The 16,618-nt window shown below is 39.2% G+C and carries 15 protein-coding genes; 8 read left to right on the top strand and 7 right to left on the bottom strand.

The annotated features are described in order from the left end of the window. The first annotated feature begins 35 nt into the window (after positions 1 to 35). Positions 36 to 650: a sugar O-acetyltransferase gene (locus B2V92_RS04860; protein WP_293305197.1), complete on the top strand. Its 615-nt coding sequence runs from the start codon at positions 36 to 38 to the stop codon at positions 648 to 650. Positions 651 to 940: 290 nt separating this feature from the next. On the opposite strand, the gene B2V92_RS04855 is transcribed toward B2V92_RS04860, so the two are convergent. Continuing rightward, positions 941 to 1,366, bottom strand: a complete 426-nt coding sequence (locus B2V92_RS04855) for a YybH family protein (protein WP_293305196.1) — start codon at positions 1,364 to 1,366, stop codon at positions 941 to 943. Between the two features lie 94 nt (positions 1,367 to 1,460). Here B2V92_RS04855 and B2V92_RS04850 point away from each other — a divergent pair, with 94 nt between their 5' ends. The 4 genes from B2V92_RS04850 (at position 1,461) to B2V92_RS04835 (ending at position 6,716) form a co-directional block, all read left to right on the top strand. Continuing rightward, on the top strand, positions 1,461 to 2,342 hold the full coding sequence (locus B2V92_RS04850) for a carbohydrate kinase family protein (protein ID WP_293305195.1): 882 nt from the start codon (positions 1,461 to 1,463) through the stop codon (positions 2,340 to 2,342). A 120-nt stretch (positions 2,343 to 2,462) separates the two neighbouring features. Then, on the top strand, positions 2,463 to 3,560 hold the full coding sequence (locus tag B2V92_RS04845) for a vWA domain-containing protein (protein WP_293305194.1): 1,098 nt from the start codon (positions 2,463 to 2,465) through the stop codon (positions 3,558 to 3,560). Between the two features lie 309 nt (positions 3,561 to 3,869). Next, entirely contained in the window at positions 3,870 to 5,357 is a 1,488-nt protein-coding gene (locus B2V92_RS04840; RefSeq protein ID WP_293305193.1) for a sigma 54-interacting transcriptional regulator, read from the top strand. Between the two features lie 93 nt (positions 5,358 to 5,450). Next, complete coding sequence (locus B2V92_RS04835) at positions 5,451 to 6,716, top strand: metallophosphoesterase (RefSeq protein ID WP_293305192.1); 1,266 nt, start codon at positions 5,451 to 5,453, stop codon at positions 6,714 to 6,716. A 193-nt stretch (positions 6,717 to 6,909) separates the two neighbouring features. On the opposite strand, the gene B2V92_RS04830 is transcribed toward B2V92_RS04835, so the two are convergent. The 3 genes from B2V92_RS04830 to B2V92_RS04820 form a co-directional block, all read right to left on the bottom strand. After that, on the bottom strand, positions 6,910 to 7,599 hold the full coding sequence (locus tag B2V92_RS04830; protein ID WP_025143982.1) for a response regulator transcription factor: 690 nt from the start codon (positions 7,597 to 7,599) through the stop codon (positions 6,910 to 6,912). A 94-nt stretch (positions 7,600 to 7,693) separates the two neighbouring features. Continuing rightward, a complete protein-coding gene (locus B2V92_RS04825; RefSeq protein ID WP_293305191.1) occupies positions 7,694 to 9,367 on the bottom strand; it encodes a sensor histidine kinase in 1,674 nt (557 codons plus the stop codon). A gap of 2 nt (positions 9,368 to 9,369) precedes the next feature. After that, a complete protein-coding gene (locus tag B2V92_RS04820; protein WP_293305190.1) occupies positions 9,370 to 11,253 on the bottom strand; it encodes a S9 family peptidase in 1,884 nt (627 codons plus the stop codon). 228 nt (positions 11,254 to 11,481) lie between these two features. Here B2V92_RS04820 and B2V92_RS04815 point away from each other — a divergent pair, with 228 nt between their 5' ends. After that, positions 11,482 to 13,305: a tetratricopeptide repeat protein gene (locus B2V92_RS04815; protein WP_293305189.1), complete on the top strand. Its 1,824-nt coding sequence runs from the start codon at positions 11,482 to 11,484 to the stop codon at positions 13,303 to 13,305. Positions 13,306 to 13,743: 438 nt separating this feature from the next. Here B2V92_RS04815 and B2V92_RS04810 read toward each other — a convergent pair whose 3' ends face one another. Then, positions 13,744 to 14,397, bottom strand: a complete 654-nt coding sequence (locus B2V92_RS04810; protein ID WP_293305187.1) for a hypothetical protein — start codon at positions 14,395 to 14,397, stop codon at positions 13,744 to 13,746. A 404-nt stretch (positions 14,398 to 14,801) separates the two neighbouring features. Next, positions 14,802 to 15,065: a hypothetical protein gene (locus tag B2V92_RS04805; protein WP_293305185.1), complete on the bottom strand. Its 264-nt coding sequence runs from the start codon at positions 15,063 to 15,065 to the stop codon at positions 14,802 to 14,804. 107 nt (positions 15,066 to 15,172) lie between these two features. Between B2V92_RS04805 and B2V92_RS04800 the strand changes: the two genes are divergently transcribed. Beyond that, on the top strand, positions 15,173 to 15,475 hold the full coding sequence (locus B2V92_RS04800) for a DUF4286 family protein (protein ID WP_293305184.1): 303 nt from the start codon (positions 15,173 to 15,175) through the stop codon (positions 15,473 to 15,475). A gap of 115 nt (positions 15,476 to 15,590) precedes the next feature. Here B2V92_RS04800 and B2V92_RS04795 read toward each other — a convergent pair whose 3' ends face one another. Next, positions 15,591 to 15,917 (bottom strand): nucleotide pyrophosphohydrolase, encoded by a 327-nt coding sequence (locus B2V92_RS04795; RefSeq protein ID WP_293305183.1) that lies wholly within the window; start codon positions 15,915 to 15,917, stop codon positions 15,591 to 15,593. Between the two features lie 108 nt (positions 15,918 to 16,025). On the opposite strand from B2V92_RS04795, the gene B2V92_RS04790 reads away from it, so the two are divergent. Further along, the coding region (locus tag B2V92_RS04790; RefSeq protein ID WP_293305181.1) for a hypothetical protein at positions 16,026 to 16,618 on the top strand (593 nt) is incomplete at its 3' end.

The following is a 16,618-nucleotide window of genomic DNA, read 5'->3' as shown; positions in this document are numbered from 1 at the left end:
ATAACCTACAGATAAAATACCTATATAAAAAACCGATGGAAGAAATAGTTTTAACCGAAAAACAAAAAATGCTGGCAGGCAAAGCTTATCAGGCGGGTGATGCAGAACTGGCAAAAGAAAGATTGAAAGCCCGCGAAATTGTATTTGAATTTAATAACCTGGCTCCAAAATTTATTAAACAGCGCAAGGAATTACTGAAAAGATTGTTCGGAAAAACAGAAAAGATGTTTTATGTAGAACCACCTTTTAGATGCGATTATGGCTACAACATCGAAATCGGTGATAATTTTTATGCAAACTTTAACCTTGTTATTTTAGATTGTGCCAAAGTGAGCATTGGCAACAATGTTTTTATTGCACCAAATGTAGCCATTTACACAGCAGGGCACCCAATTCATGCACATTTGCGCGATCAGGAGTACGAATGGGCACAGGAGATTACCATTGGAAACAGTGTATGGATAGGCGGTAATGTGGTGGTTAATCCAGGTGTAAAAATCGGATCAAACGTGGTTATCGGATCGGGCAGTGTGGTTACGAGGGATATTCCGGATAATGTTTTTGCTGCAGGAAATCCATGCAGGGTAATCCGCGAACTAACCGATGCAGATAAAGATTATTATTATAAGGATTTTAAGTTGGGTGAGTAAATAAATCATCGCCCTTACTTTTGGCAAACCTCATTTAAAAAAACGGCGTCATCTCGACCGGAACGCGACCTGTACCGATCCTTCATCGGTAGTGGAGCGGAGAGATCTACCTTGCATGAAAGACCCTGAAACAAGTTCAGGGTGACGATCTGCAAGAGAGATCTATCTCAAGTTAGATTTAGCTTCGCTGAGCACTCCGTGATTCTCGACTGCGTTGCACACCGCTCGAAATGACGGCATAGGAAGAACTTTACCTCCCTCATCCATTTTCCATCCCACATCATCCATCCTTAACTGCTATGATCAACAATCACCTTCCACTCGCCTTTTATTTTTTTGATCAAAAGTGTAAAGTATCCTTTTAGTTCATCTTTTTCGCGTTTTACGTTCCAGCTACCCAGTACAAAAGCCAGATCAGGTTTCAAAAATTCGACCTTTTTTATTCCAAATACTAAAAAGCCCATGGCAGATTTATCCGGATAACCGCGTTTGTAGTTGTCCAAAGTTTTTTGCCAGCCATAGGTTGGACCACTTTTACCCACGAAAAGTAAACTATCTGACTTTTCGTAGCCCTGCATATAAGCCTCAACATCACCTTTGTTCCAATCGCTACGCTGTTTTTCGAGCAGGTTGAGGATGGCCTGTTTATCTTTAGCATTTTGGGCATAAGTGCTAAAAGAAATAAAAAATAGCGCAATAAAGAGTATTTTTTTCATGATGAATACAATTTTGGTAAAAATTAAAGATATGAAACAAAATATTTTGTTCCATCGCTAAAAATTGGTTATTTACAGTTTTTATCAATCTACCATGCAGAATAAGGTAATTACAATTGGCGAAATACTTTGGGATGTTTTCCCGGAGGGGAAAAAAGCAGGCGGTTCGAGTATGAACGTTGCGCTTAATTTACACAAACAGAGTATAGAAAGCAGTTTTATCAGCGCCGTTGGTGATGACGAAAACGGTAAAGAATTACTGAACTTTTTGGCTGGCAATCATTTTTCAACAGATCTGATCCAGGTAAGTGCCGAATTGCCCACCAGTACAGTTGTGGTACAGCTCGATGAAAACCATCAGGCCACCTACACCATTAAACAGCCGGTAGCATGGGACGACATTAAAATTACAGATGAAAATATTGAAGCCTTAAAACAGGCTGATGCTTTGGTTTATTGCAGCTTAACCTGCAGGGAAGAAAAATCTAAAAAAACAATCCTCGAGCTTTTAGACCACGCAAAAACCAAAATATTCGACATTAACCTCCGTGCTCCTTTTTATGAAAAAGAATTAATTGGCGAGCTTTTGAAAAAAGCCGACATCCTGAAAATAAATGAGGACGAAATTGTTTGGGTAAAAGAATCGTTCGGCTTAACCGGAAATACTGATGAACAGCTTTTGAAACAACTTTCAAAGCAGTTCAATATCGAAATGATCTGCCTAACACTCGGCGATAAGGGCGCCTGCGTTTTAAAAGACGGAAAGTTGTTTAAAAATTCGGGCTATAAAGTGCAGGTTGCCGATACGGTTGGTGCAGGTGATGCCTTTTTAGCCACATTTATTGCCTGTTACCTGCAAGGCTACCCAATGGAAACCACTTTGGATAATGCCTGCAAAGTTGGTGCATTTGTGGCTTCGCAACCAGGTGCAAACCCTGATTATAATAAAAAGATTTACCATATGGCGCTGGGGTAAGTTTTAAGACCTTATAGGTTTTAAAAACCTATAAGGTCTGTGCGCTGACCAAATATGACACCGCGCTTAAATTAATGCAAAGCGAAACTTTTATCTTCGGTAAATCGTTAATACAAGCACATGAGAGGTTTTCGTTTTTCTGATTATAAGCCGGGCGATACGCCCAAGGGAGGGTTTGATGAACTGCTGAAATTATTTAGCGAGCTGCTAAATTATACAGCGGGAGATGCAGCAGAGGCTTTAAGCTGGCTGAACGAACTCGACAAACAATATAAATTAACCACCAACGATTATGGCATCGGTAATTTTATCGACGACCTGAAAGATAAAGGATATTTAACTGAAGACAACCAATCGGGAGAGTTTAAAATTACCGCCAAAACGGAGCAGACGATAAGAAAATCTGCCCTCGACGAAATTTTCGGCAAACTCAAAAAATCCGGTCGTGGTAACCATAACAGTAACCAATCGGGCATCGGCGAAGAAAAAAATGCGGATAGGCGCGAATATAATTTCGGCGACAGTCTGGATCAGATCGATATGACCGCCTCCATTCAAAATGCGCAGATTAATCACGGCATTGGCGATTTTACGCTAACCGATCGCGATTTGGAGGTAGAGGAAAAGGATTTTAAAACCCTAACTTCTACGGTATTGATGATCGACATTTCGCATTCGATGATATTGTATGGCGAAGACCGGATTACACCCGCTAAAAAAGTGGCCATGGCCCTGGCCGAACTGATTAAAACGAAATACCCGAAAGATACATTGGATATTGTTGTTTTTGGAAATGATGCATGGCCGATCAGTCTGAAAGACCTGCCTTATTTACAGGTTGGTCCCTACCACACCAATACTTATGCAGGTTTGGAACTGGCTGCCGATTTGCTCCGCCGCCGTAAAACGCATAACAAGCAGATTTTTATGATTACGGATGGAAAACCAACCTGCTTAAAAGAAAACGGTAAGTACTACAAAAACAGTATGGGTTTAGACCGGAAAGTGATTAATAAAACCCTAAACATGGCAGCACAGTGCAAAAGGTTAAAAATTCCGATCACCACGTTTATGATTGCTAAAGACCCCTATTTACAGCAATTTGTACGTCAGTTTACTGAAATTAACGGTGGGAGAGCATTTTATAGCTCATTAAATGGCTTAGGCGAATACATTTTTGAAGATTATATTAAAAACAGAAGAAAAACAGTGAAATAAGGTAGAAGGCGTAAGGTAGAAGGTAAAACCCATCGCCGATTCCTACTCAAATCCACCATAAAAAACATTAAAAGAGGGTTAGATTTACAGAAAGAGGCTTGTGCACTTTGCAAACCTTACACCTTAAAACCTAAACCTTAAACCCATAAAAAAGGATTAGATTTATAGAAGAAGTTTATGCCCTTTGCAAACCTTACGCCTTAAACCCTAAACCTTAAACCCATAAAAAAGGATTAGATTTATAGAAGAAGTTCCTGCACTTTGCAAACCTTACACCTTAAACCTTATGCCTTAAACCCAATTTTAAAGATGCAAGCAAAAACATTAGGCGAATTAAAAACCACAGGATATAAACCACGATCGGTAAAACAGGAATTGAGAGAAAACCTGATCAGGGTATTAAGCGATAAAAAAACCGAATTTGAAGGCATTATAGGTTACGATGAAACGGTTATTCCGGAATTGCAGACCGCAATTTTATCGCGCCATAATATTTTACTTTTGGGTTTACGCGGACAGGCAAAAACGCGTATTGCCCGTTTAATGGTAAACTTATTGGACGAGTACGTACCTTACGTTGCCGGAAGCGAAATTTTTGACGACCCGTTGGATCCCATTTCTTGGTATGGTAAAAACGAAATTGCCACAAAAGGCGATGCTACCGAAATTGCCTGGTTGCACCGCAGCGAAAGGTATACCGAGAAATTGGCCACACCAGATGTTACGGTAGCCGATTTAATCGGTGATGTGGATCCTATTAAAGCGGCCACATTAAAGCTAACCTACAATGATGAACGTGTAATCCACTTTGGTTTAATTCCGCGTGCACACCGCAGCATTTTCGTAATTAACGAGCTGCCCGATTTGCAGGCACGTATACAGGTGGCTTTATTTAACATGTTACAGGAAAAAGACATCCAGATCCGTGGTTTCAAACTGCGTTTACCATTGGATATCCAGTTTGTTTTTACGGCAAACCCTGAAGATTATACCAACCGAGGAAGCATTGTTACGCCATTAAAAGACAGGATCGAGAGTCAGATTTTAACCCACTATCCAAAAAGCATCGAAATTTCGCGCAAAATTACTTTCCAGGAGGCGAAACTTACCCCAGAACAAAAAGCCAATATTGAGGCTGATGGTTTGGTGAAAGATCTGGTAGAACAGATTGCTTTCGAAGCCCGTAAAAGTGAATACATTGATCAGAAATCAGGAGTTTCGGCGAGGTTAACCATTTCTGCCTACGAAAACCTGATCAGCACTGCCGAAAGAAGAATGCTGATTTCGGGCGAAAAAAATACTTTTGTGCGTTTATCAGATCTTGCAGGAATTATTCCGGCGATTACGGGTAAAATAGAACTGGTTTACGAAGGCGAACTGGAAGGGCCGGCACATGTGGCAACGACATTGATAGGCAAGGCCGTTAAAACTTTATTTGCACGTTATTTCCCCGATCCGGAGAAAGCTAAAAAAAGCAAAACAGCCAATCCTTATACCGAAGTAACCGAATGGTTTACCGAAGGCAATAATGTGGATGTTACTGATACGCTAAGCAATTCGCAATATAAAAAAGCATTGATGCTGGTACCGGGTTTATACGATCTGGTAAAGAAATTCCACCCAAAACTGAGCGAAAACCAAACCTTGCTATTAATGGAGTTTGTATTGCACGGTTTGGCTGAATACTCGCAATTGAGCAAAAACTTTTTAAACGGCGGCTTCGGCTTCTCAGACATGTTTGGCAGTTTATTTAATGCCGAATTTGATGAGGAAGAGGACGAAGACGATTTCAGATAATTATTTCTATACAATTTTACTAGCTTTGACAACATTCTATCTAAACCATAGAATATTGTCGAAGCTTTTTTAATATCAACCATCCTGCTTAACATGGGAAGATTACCTTTTATTATTGCCGCCTGCATTTTTATTATTGCATTTGATATTTACTGCTATAAAGCCATTATTTCTGTTTTTAAAAAATGGAAACCGGGCACAAAAAAAGCATTTGGCATTGCTTACTGGGCTTACAGTGCATTATTGATTATAGGCGTTTTCTGTGGCATTTACCTCAATCTTTTCCTTACGTTAAGGGCGATTATTTTAGTTGCTTTCTTTTTAACGGTAGCCTGTAAACTGGCCATGTTACCCTTTTTGGTACTAGACGATTTGCGCAGGTTATCCATCCGCATTTTCAGAAAAAACAGAACAGTTGAGGTTTCTGGCGATACACAAGTAGCAGCCGCTTCAATACCGGGCGAACCGATATCACGTTCTGAGTTTTTGGTTAAAGCTGGATTGGTAGCCGCGGCTGTTCCTTTAACTTCGTTAAGCTGGGGCATAATTTCGGGTGCTTACGATTATCAGGTGCGAAGGGTAAATTTAATCCTCCCCAACCTGCCCAAAGCTTTTGATGGCATTACCATGGGGCAGATTTCGGATATCCATTCTGGTAGTTTTTACAATAAAACGGCAGTAAAAGGTGGTGTAGAAATGTTATTGGGCGAAAAACCTGATTTTATCTTTTTTACAGGCGATTTAGTAAACAACCTTACCAACGAAGTAAGGGATTATCAGGATATATTTTCGAAAGTAAAAGCACCGTTAGGCGTATATTCATCATTAGGAAACCACGATTACGGCGATTACTATTTCGGCAAAGAATCGTCGCCGGCTAAGGTAAAAAACCTGAAGGATATGGTTGACGTACACAAAATTATGGGTTACGACCTTTTGATGAACGAAAACCGCAGACTAAAGGTAGATGGTGAGGAAATCGGGATTTTAGGTATAGAAAACTGGGGCATGGGCCGTTTCCCGAAATACGGAAAAATGGAACAGGCTGTTCAAAATACAGATGATTTACCCGTAAAACTTTTATTGAGCCATGATCCTTCTCACTGGCGCGGAGAGGTTTTACAGAAATATCCGCAGATAGATGCCATGTTCAGCGGACATACGCACGGAATGCAGTTTGGCGTGCGTTTAAAAGAATATCAATGGAGCCCTGTGCAATATATCTACAAAGAATGGGCAGGTTTATACCAGGAGCAGAAACAACAGCTTTATGTTAACGTTGGTTATGGCTTTTTGGGCTATCCGGGTAGGGTTGGTATTTTACCTGAGATTACAATTTTTACACTGAAAAGAGCTTAATACTCTTTCAGCTTAGTCGTGGAGTATGTGTCATAATATATAACTGTCATCCTGAGCTTGTCGAAGGACCTTCATTAACCTTTTATAAGGCGTTTCGACAGACTCAACGTGACAAGCTTTTAAGAGACTAGACTTTTGATACAGCCACAAAATAACCGTCAGATGGTAACACCTGACGGCACTTTAAATTATCTTACCCCGCATTAAAGCGATAACCTACTCCCCTAACGGTTTGCAACAACTGCGGATTATCAGGATTCAATTCTATCTTTTTACGTAAGCGCACAATGTGCATATCGAGTGTACGGGTATTTACATCTGAATTGTACCCCCAAACTACCAGCATTAATTCGTCGCGGTTGATTACCTTACCCGGGTTGCGAAGGAAATAAAGCAGGATACGGTTTTCCAATATCGTTAACTCGATTTTTTTGCCATCCCTGAATAAAGTGTGGATGTTCGGATGGTGTTCCATATTACCAAAACGGTGGATCTCGGCAGAATCTTTATTCACGATAAATTTCACCTTGCTCTCCAACATGGCTACCAGAACATCCATATTAAATGGTTTAGTGATGTAATCAGACGCACCAAAATTATAGGCATCGATTTTATCTACGTCCTGTGCCTTGGCTGTCATCATAATTACCAGATTCTCAAAGCCCTGCTTACGCACATTTTCGCAAACTTCTGCACCTTGTTTTCCAGGCATCATCCAGTCCAATAAAACAATATCGGGCTGATCGGCCAAAATCATTCTTTCACCAGCCTCGCCATCATTTGCCTCAAGCACAGTATAGCCTTCAGCCTTTAAACGGTGGGCTACAAGAAAGCGAAGATTTTCATCATCTTCTACGATTAATATTTTTACTTCTTTAGACATTTTGTGTGTATTTAATACTGTTGTAATGTTGAAACGTTGTAATGTTTGAAGGTTAAGTCTAACTTTTCAACCTTCCAACCTCTAACCCTCCAACCTAATTATTATATGGTAGCACGATTTTAAACTCAGTGCCACTACCTACTTTGCTCTTTACGGTAATTTCTCCCTCCATAAAGTTAACCAGTTCTTTGCAGAATGCCAAACCCAGGCCAACACTGCCCATTTGGTTATATTCATTCTGGATCCTGAAAAACTTCTTAAATATATTGTTTAATTCTGACGATGCGATGCCAATGCCTTTATCGGTAAAACGGAACACCAAAACGCCCTTAATCAGCTTGGCGCTGATGTGCAGCTTTTTCTGATCGGGTTTCGAATATTTATAAGCATTCTCTGCCAGGTTATCGAACAAACTCCCCAGTAACACCGGATCTGTAATAAATGTTTTAAAACCGGCCACCTCATAGGTTATTTTAAAATCAGGGTGTTTCAAGGTATGCGATTCGATGGTACTTTCGATAAAATCGACAATATTAACCTCTTCCTGGTTCAGTTTGATGGCCTTATTTTCGATCTGCGTAAAAGCAAGCAGCTTGTTCATTAAACCGTTTAGCTTATCAGCTTCCTCATCCAATATCTTACCATAAAGCTGCTGTTCCCTTACACTTAGCGACGGCGCACTTTTAATGTTGTTCCCTGCAATTTTAATTACACTTACAGGCGTTTTAAATTCATGTGTAAGGTTATTTACGAAATCGTACTGCAGCTTAAACATTTTGCTGTTGATGTTCAGGTTACGGTAAATTAAAAAAGCCACCAATAATAATACGCCATATACCAACAGGAGCAGTAGGGCAATAGGCATAAAGTAGATAAAAATCTCCTTTTTGATATAAGATTTGGATGAAACGAGGTATAATTTAAAATCGGAAAATGCCCCCGGAAGCGCAATTTCTGTGGTAATATTTTCATCAGAGGTATCAATGGGGTCATAGGTTAACGGTTCTATCCGAATGGTTTGATACAATAATGGCCTGGTATTAACGATCTTTATTTTGTTGGCATCGAGCTTAAAAACGAGTACATCCTGCTGGTAAACCGGAGATGGGTTAAGCTTGCGCCTGATCATTTCTTTATAAGTCCTTAAATCATCGCGACTTGGAATATTAAGGTAGGTGATTTTATTTTCGTTGGAGTTTACGATAGAAAAATTCGTGAATAACTCTTCCTGCTTAGGTACTGATGCGGTATCCAGATCTTCGACAAAAGTAGCCAGTTTTATGGCAATGGCATTAAAATCGCTACCCACATTGAAAGAACGGGTATCATCTTCCGAATAGAGTTTTACCGAATCAGGCCTAACCCCTTTTCCAAACTGGTAAATTGATTTTGGGCCAATCCCAAGGTGGTTGGCATTGATACCATCTTTAACGGGAACATTTTTTACCTCCGTATCGTAAAAAGTAACTTTTGAAATAAAAGGGTATTTCAGCATCACCGTATCTACAAACTTCGCCGCTGTTGACGAATCCAAAAAGCCGTTATAGTAAGAAACTTCTGGCATTTTGTTCTGAAAGAAATCGTTGTAGGGTTTAATACTCTGCTCCAGCACGTTTACCTTTTCTGAAACAAAATCATTCTCTATCGATTTTTTACTGTAGTTAAACGCTAAAAAAAGCGAAAGGATAAAAAGAATTGAAATGAGCACAATGAAGGTTACGCCAAGGGAGAAATTTTTACGGTAACTGCTTTTTTTATCTAAGGCCATACCTATTTCTTACCTAGATTATCCTGCAAAAATTCTTCGAGGGCTTTGTACAGCGCGGTTCTGCTCTGTTGGCGCACTACCGGATCGGGGCCTTCCTCTTTTTCGATATAGGTAACCTGAACATTGCGTTTTTTAAGCTCTTTGATGAACTGTACGCCCTCTGCTACGTTTACGCTTGGATCTTTAGGATTCTGGGCTATAAAAATAGGGGCTTTAAACCTATCGGCATGGAACACAGGCGATGCAAAGCGCATGTAATCGGTTTCGGTTATCGGATTGCCTACAATTTCGTAATACATCTGCAATTTGGCCTTTAAAAACGGTGGAAAGGTTTTCAGGTAACTGAACAGGTTGATTACACCCGAATTTGATCCGCCGCATTTATAAAGATCGGGATTTTTATACAAACAATTTAAGGCAATGTAACCTCCAAAACCATTACCATAAATGGCAATCTTTTTAGGGTTTGCAATTTTTTCGGCAATTAGCCATTTTACGCCATCGTTAACATCCTCCTGTATCTTATCGCTCCACTGTTTAAAACCGGCTGCATAAAATGATTTTCCATATCCGGTAGAACCACGGTAATTTACCTGCAAAACAGCATAACCACGGTTGGCCAGAAACTGTACCTCTGCATTATATCCCCAGCTGTTTCTTGATTTTGGTCCATTATGCGGAAACACTACCACGGGCAGGTTAACAGCCTTCTTGTTTTTAGGCAGGGTTAAGTAACCGTTAATGGTTAAACTATCGCGGCTTTTAAAACTGATGGGTTTCATGGCGCACATATCCTCCGGTTTTATAGAAGGACTTACATCAGTAAGTTTTTTTAGCCTGTTATCACCTGCTGTGTACAGATAATAGGAACCTGGATTTTTATCCGTAAAAGTGCGTATCACAAACACTTTATCGGTTTTATCCTTATCCATAATTACCCACTCCGTACCCGGCAAAAACTGATCTATCCTCGAATAGGCCAGTTTTGTGCTGTCATCAAGGTAATATTTTTCCCTTTTCCAGGTTTCGCAGGTTGCAAAAAGCATTTTCTTACGGAAACGCGAGTAGGTTGCATCAACTACATTAAGGGTATCGTTGGCAAAAAGAACCTTTTTTTCTTTTCCGGTTTTTAAATCGAGCGCAACCAGTGCATTTTTATCACGGTTAACACCCGAAATGGCGTAAAGTAAATTTGGCTCATTTTCGGAAAAGGCGATGGGCTGTAAAGTAGTCTCAAAATTATTGGTAATTACGGGTGCAAAAGCCTGATTTTCATTTTCACGGTACATCAAGGTTTCATTTACCCCATCGCTGGCAACAGCAATTTTAAGTACGCCTTTACTATCTGTCATCCACCTGGTAACATTACCCGGGTTTTTAGCTGCAATTTCCATTGCGCCATTGCGTACATTTAAGCGGTAAACATCAAATAGTGTCGAATCGCGCTTATTGGAAGCTACAACAATGTACTTATCATCAATCAGCTGATCTTCAATTACCCTCAACCTGCTTTTCTCGTTGGCACTTAACTGTACCTGTTTACTCCCATCTTTATTGATCACGAAAATATCCGAACGGCGCTCTTTAGATCCATCCTCGGTATAATAAATCAGTTCGTTATTGCTCGTCCAGAATTGGAAGCTGATACTTTTTCCATTTAAATGTGTAAGCTGTACACTGTTGCCCGTAGCCAGGTCTTCGACAAAAAGATTTAGTTTTTTATCCTGGAGTTTTAAATAAGAAAGGCTTTTCCCATCCGGCGAGATGCGGTAATAGGCTTTATCCTGCGTTTTAAAAAAATCATCCACGGGAATAGTATTATTGTTTGAACCATTACAGGCCCAGATCAATACAACCATTAGCAATAGGGAAACTCTCTTCAGCATAAATAAATCCTTCACCGGATGACAAAAATAAGTAACATATCAACTTTACTGCGATTTACACCAACAATGTTACTTATGCAAATAATAATAAGTTGTGGTTCAATTTAGTATTTATAAAATTTACACAAAATAAAATACAGGTAACATTTAAAATACGTTTTATATCAATAACTGTTTTAGCTAAAGATGTATTAAAATGTTACATTTAAAACTTATAATTTAGGGTTTATGAACCGTCTGCTTTTCATCATATTCTTATTGCTAACACTCGGTGCCGGTGCACAAACATTCCGCCCCAACCAGCAGGTTACACCTGATGAAAGCACTTTGGCCATTCAATATTACCAGGATGGAGATTATGAAAAAGCGGTTGTACTGTTAGAAAAACTTTATTCAATTCCTAATAACGAAGCATATTTCGATCTTTATTTTAATACACTGCTTAAGTTAAAGCGTTACGATGTGGCAGAGAAAGTTGTTAAAAAGGAAATTAAAAAAAGCCCGCAGAGCGAGCTTTATCCTATAGCACTGGGCAAGCTTTACCAGGAGAAAGGCGATGCGCAGGCAGCTGGTAAAATTTTTAATGATGTAATAGCAAAACTACCGAAAGAAGAATTTAAGATCCGGAACCTGGCCAATAGTTTTTACCGTTTCGAAAATTACGATTTTGCTGTTTTAACTTTTAAACAGGGCAGAAAACTGTTGGGAAACGATCAGGCTTTTGCTTTCGAATTGTTGAACATCTACCGTTTCAAAAAGGATAAACCCATGCTGATGCAGGAATACCTGGATGCAATGGCTACCATGCCACAGCTTTTACCACAGGCCGAGGCAGTACTTTCCTCTATTTTTGAAGATAAAAATGATTACCAGACTTTCCAGTCGGCTATTCTAAAAAAGATACAGAAAGAACCTGATGCAGAAATTTACATCCAGCTGCTTACCTGGAATTATATACAGCAACAGGAATTTGATATGGCGCTTCGCCAGTTAATTGCCTTTGATAAACGTACCAAGGCCGATGGAGGAACCTTATTTAATGCCATTTACACTTTCGTAGATAATGGTGCTTACGAAACGGCGATTAAAGCTTACGAATATCTGCTTACCAAAGGAAAGGATAACCAATATTACCTGCCATCGAAGATCGAAATGCTCAATACCAAATACAACCTGCGCACAAACGGGAAATACGCAGTTGCCGACCTCGATCTTTTGGCTAAGGATTACGAAGCATTATTGGAAGAAAACGGCAAAAACAGAAATACACTTTTCGCGATAAAAAAACTGGCCAACCTGCAGGCTTATTATCTAAATCAACCTGATAAAGCAGAAAAAGAACTGGAAAACGCGATTAAAATGCCAGGAATCAATGATATGGAGCTGGGCCAGCTGAAACTTGATTTAGGCGATATCTACATCCTAACCAACCAGCCCTGGGAAGCTTTTTTGGTTTACGAACAGGTAAGCAAACAGTTCGAAGGTCAGCCTGTAGGCAACGAGGCCCGTTTCCGCAGCGCCAAACTTTCTTTTTATCAGGGTAATTTCGAATACAGCAACGGGCAGTGTTTGGTTTTAAAAGCGGCTACCTCACAGTTGATTGCCAACGATGCGCTGAATTTGAGTTTATTGATCAGCGATAACATCCAAACACCTGCTGATAGCAATGCCTTAAAAATGTATGCCGATGCAGAAATGCTGTTGTTCAGGAACCTGCCGGAAAAAGCAGTAAAAAAAATGGACAGCATTGCCGTTGCCTATCCGCAGAACAGTTTGGCCGATGCCATTATGATGAGCAAAGCCAGAATTTTTATTAAACAGAACGATTTTCAAAAAGCAGCCGATATCCTTAAAAAAGTAACGGAAGAATTTAAAGACGGAATCTGGACAGATGATGCACTTTTTACGTTGGGCGACCTGTACGAAAAGAAACTGAACGATATTGCCCAGGCAAAAATTTATTTCCAAAAACTGATTACAGATTATCCGGGCAGCATGTTCAGTGCAGAAGCCAGAAAAAGGTTTAGGAATTTACGCGGAGACGGGGTTTAGTTTTTTTGTTCATTAGTTCATTTGCCATTGGTTCATTGGGAACTGCGATGTTGGTTAATCGGTTAACTGTTTACCCTTCGACTACGCTAAGGTGGTTAATTATATTGCCCTTATTTTTTTATTGTTATGATTGCTGCTGGCGAAGTGTCAAGCCCCAAACGCACAGCCCCACCTTTAACGTCATTTCGACTGAAGCACAGTCCCGAATATTCGGGAGAGAAATCTATCTCGAAATGGTAAAGCAGATTGTCAATTGAAAGCTATTGTTTATTGTTATGATTGCTGCCGGCGAAGCGCTAACCGCCAAACCACTTAAAATCTTAATTGATAAATGATTTGATTCGTAGCCAGATTGTTAAAAATCTTAATTTTCTTAACTTCTTAATGGTCAATAAAAGATTAATTAACGCCAAACGCCGAGCCCAGCACCAAACTAGATTAAGTATACTTCATAAATTGGTACGCAGCAGAAAGTATCAGTCCTAAGATCCCTATAATCAAAATCCTTTCGCCATGAGCCCGATCTGCGGGAGCGTAATTAAATACACGTTCTCCATTTGGCAATGTTCTTTTATGCGTACGTAAATAAGCCCCGATAATGATGGCAATTAATCCGCCAAAAACGGCCAAAATATAACCTGCTACAATCAACACTTTCGGACTTTCTTCAGGTTCGGCTAACGCTTCTAACCTTTTTTCTTTAAATGCTTCAATCTGACTAACATTTACCTCTATATCGCGTTCTTTTAATATTTTCTTTGCCAATAAAAAATCTAAACTGCTCCACTCATCCTGTTTTTCGATAATTTCTTTCAGTTCTTCGTTACTGAAATCAAAAATGTAATAGCCCGGATCGATATCAGCTAAATCCTGCTCTGCAAGTTGTAGCAGCAAAGTGTCGGCCCGTTCAAAATCGACAGGCTTTAACTTTATTCTAAAATCTTTATTGATTTCATTATTGGCAAACGAAACATCAAAGTTTTCAGAAACATCCTCAATCCCACACTCAATCCCATTTTCTCTAAATGTTTCGGCCAATGCTAAAGCTGCCGCTCTATCGTTAAATCGCTGGAAAGTTATAAAATCAGGCATAATTGGGTTTACTGGGTTGCTGGTTAATCGGTTAATTGTTTACCCTTCGACTACGCTCAGGGATTAATTGTATTGCGCTAATTGTTTTATTGTTATGATTGCTACCGGCGAAGCGTCAAGCCACAAACGCACAGCCCCACCCTTAACGTCATTTCGACTGAGCACAGTCCCGAATATTCGTGAGAGAAATCTATCTCGAAATGGTAAAGCAGACTGTCAATTGAAATTTATTTTTTATTGTTATGATTGCCGCGGTGAAGCATCAACCGCCAAACGATTTAAACTCTTCATTCATTTATAAATCGTTAGATTCATAGCCAAATTGTTAAAATCTTAATTTTCTTAACTTCTTAATGGTCAATAAAAAGTTAATTAGCCAAACACCTGTCTCTTAACGCTCTATACTACGCATCTAGCGCAATAATGGTAAGGGTTAACAACAAAATGAAACATATACCGGCCAGTATCAGTATCCTCGCGCCGTGCTGTCGGTCGGTTAATGAGTAAGAAAACACTTTTTCGCCAGTAACCAGCGTTTTTCGTTTTTTCATTAAATCCCAACCAATTACAAGGCCTAAAATACCGCCAAAAATTGCAGTGAGGTAACCAGTATAAATGTAATTGCGTGTAGAATTATCTATTTTTTGAGAAGCGTTATTTCGTATCATGCTAAAACAAGTGGATCCTACAAATTTAGTTGAATATCACCACTTAAAAGAATAAAAAGCATAATCCATACATTTTTTAACGTTTATATATTATTTACCTTTGCAGCATGTACTTATATAATGTTACGCTCATCCTCGAAGATGCAGCAGCCCAAGAATGGTTACAATGGATGCAGGATGTTCATATCCCTGAGGTAATGGCAACAGGTTTGTTTGTTTCCAACCGTTTATTAAAGGTTGTCGATTCGCCCAACGAAGGGGTAACTTATTGTGCGCAATATGTTGTAGAAAACATCGAACAGTACAATAAATACCAGGAAGAGTTTGCTCCAGCTTTACAGGCCGTATTGAACGAAAGATACAAAAACCGTTTTGTGGCTTACCGCAGTTTGATGGAGTTTGTTGCATAGGTTTAAAATGAATGAATTTTGAATGATTGAATTTTGAATGATTGAATTTTGAATGATCAAATAGAAACCAGAACATTCAATCACTCAATAATTCAATCACTCATTCATTCAATAATTACCTTAGCTTCTCATTATTCTTATGTCTGTCGGCATCGCGGATACTCTTTTTTTCGAGGTTCTTTTCTAATGCATCGGTTAGGTTTATGCCGGTTTGATTGGCCAGACAGATCAGCACAAACATTACATCGGCCATCTCATCGGCAAGGTTTACTTCTTCATCGCTTTTTTTAAACGATTGCTCTCCATATTTACGGGCCATAATCCGTGCCACTTCTCCAACTTCTTCCATCAAAATGGCAGTATTGGTTAATTCGTTAAAATAACGGATACCTGTTGTTTTAATCCATTTATCTACCGTTTCCTGTGCTTCGTTAATGGTCATTTTCTTTAAAAAGTTATTTTGCTACCGCAAGTTTTGATATATTAGCCATAATGTAATCATCATATCATTACAAACGCTACATCACAATACTAAATAAAAATTATCTAAATGACCTCTATTTTCAGTAATCAGCAGCAAAAAGCTATCAGTTTTATTTGGGTATTGGGCATTATTATCGCCTTTCTCCAGATCAGCAATTATTTCATCAATAACTACGGGCCCGATAATTCATTTTACAATTATTTATGGGAAACACAGAACTGGTTTCTGGAAAGCCTTGTTTTTGCCTGGTACTTCTACAGAAATAAACTGATCACTAAAGGGATAATTATCCAGATATTGTTTATGCCCTACTATATTTTTAAAGCAGATTGGTCTGGTTTTTTAGATTATCACCTCGAAATTGAGAATAGTGAGCAGATTTATACCATTGTAAATTTTGCCACTTTTATAGTTCCACTTATCTTATTTACCATTTTTTATTACCGTGCCGAAACCAAACCTGCGGGAGTATCGAAAATAAAGGCACTTACGGTACAATTTGTTTTCACCTTAATTTTCAGCTATATCCTATCATCCGATCCCGATTCGCTGTACAATTTTATCGGCGGTATTGTTGGCACTTCGCTTTACCTTAAAGACGCTGCAGTATGTGTTATTTTTATGTTGATTGCTTTTAAAACCGTTTCTGTTTTAATTGC

This window comes from Pedobacter sp. UBA5917 (genome assembly GCF_002432345.1).
Classification (GTDB): Bacteria; Bacteroidota; Bacteroidia; order Sphingobacteriales; family Sphingobacteriaceae; genus Pedobacter.
Note: the sequence above shows the minus strand (reverse complement) of the source record. Positions and strands in the feature narration are given on the sequence as shown.

Coding starts and splice junctions, on each gene's coding strand:
- B2V92_RS04830 (WP_025143982.1), bottom strand. CDS start 7,599: ATGTCTAAAGAAGTAAAAATATTAATCGTAGAAGATGATGAAAATCTT.
- B2V92_RS04820 (WP_293305190.1), bottom strand. CDS start 11,253: ATGCTGAAGAGAGTTTCCCTATTGCTAATGGTTGTATTGATCTGGGCC.
- B2V92_RS04850 (WP_293305195.1), top strand. CDS start 1,461: ATGCAGAATAAGGTAATTACAATTGGCGAAATACTTTGGGATGTTTTC.
- B2V92_RS04810 (WP_293305187.1), bottom strand. CDS start 14,397: ATGCCTGATTTTATAACTTTCCAGCGATTTAACGATAGAGCGGCAGCT.
- B2V92_RS04800 (WP_293305184.1), top strand. CDS start 15,173: ATGTACTTATATAATGTTACGCTCATCCTCGAAGATGCAGCAGCCCAA.
- B2V92_RS04815 (WP_293305189.1), top strand. CDS start 11,482: ATGAACCGTCTGCTTTTCATCATATTCTTATTGCTAACACTCGGTGCC.
- B2V92_RS04840 (WP_293305193.1), top strand. CDS start 3,870: ATGCAAGCAAAAACATTAGGCGAATTAAAAACCACAGGATATAAACCA.
- B2V92_RS04825 (WP_293305191.1), bottom strand. CDS start 9,367: ATGGCCTTAGATAAAAAAAGCAGTTACCGTAAAAATTTCTCCCTTGGC.
- B2V92_RS04855 (WP_293305196.1), bottom strand. CDS start 1,366: ATGAAAAAAATACTCTTTATTGCGCTATTTTTTATTTCTTTTAGCACT.
- B2V92_RS04845 (WP_293305194.1), top strand. CDS start 2,463: ATGAGAGGTTTTCGTTTTTCTGATTATAAGCCGGGCGATACGCCCAAG.
- B2V92_RS04860 (WP_293305197.1), top strand. CDS start 36: ATGGAAGAAATAGTTTTAACCGAAAAACAAAAAATGCTGGCAGGCAAA.
- B2V92_RS04805 (WP_293305185.1), bottom strand. CDS start 15,065: ATGATACGAAATAACGCTTCTCAAAAAATAGATAATTCTACACGCAAT.
- B2V92_RS04835 (WP_293305192.1), top strand. CDS start 5,451: ATGGGAAGATTACCTTTTATTATTGCCGCCTGCATTTTTATTATTGCA.
- B2V92_RS04795 (WP_293305183.1), bottom strand. CDS start 15,917: ATGACCATTAACGAAGCACAGGAAACGGTAGATAAATGGATTAAAACA.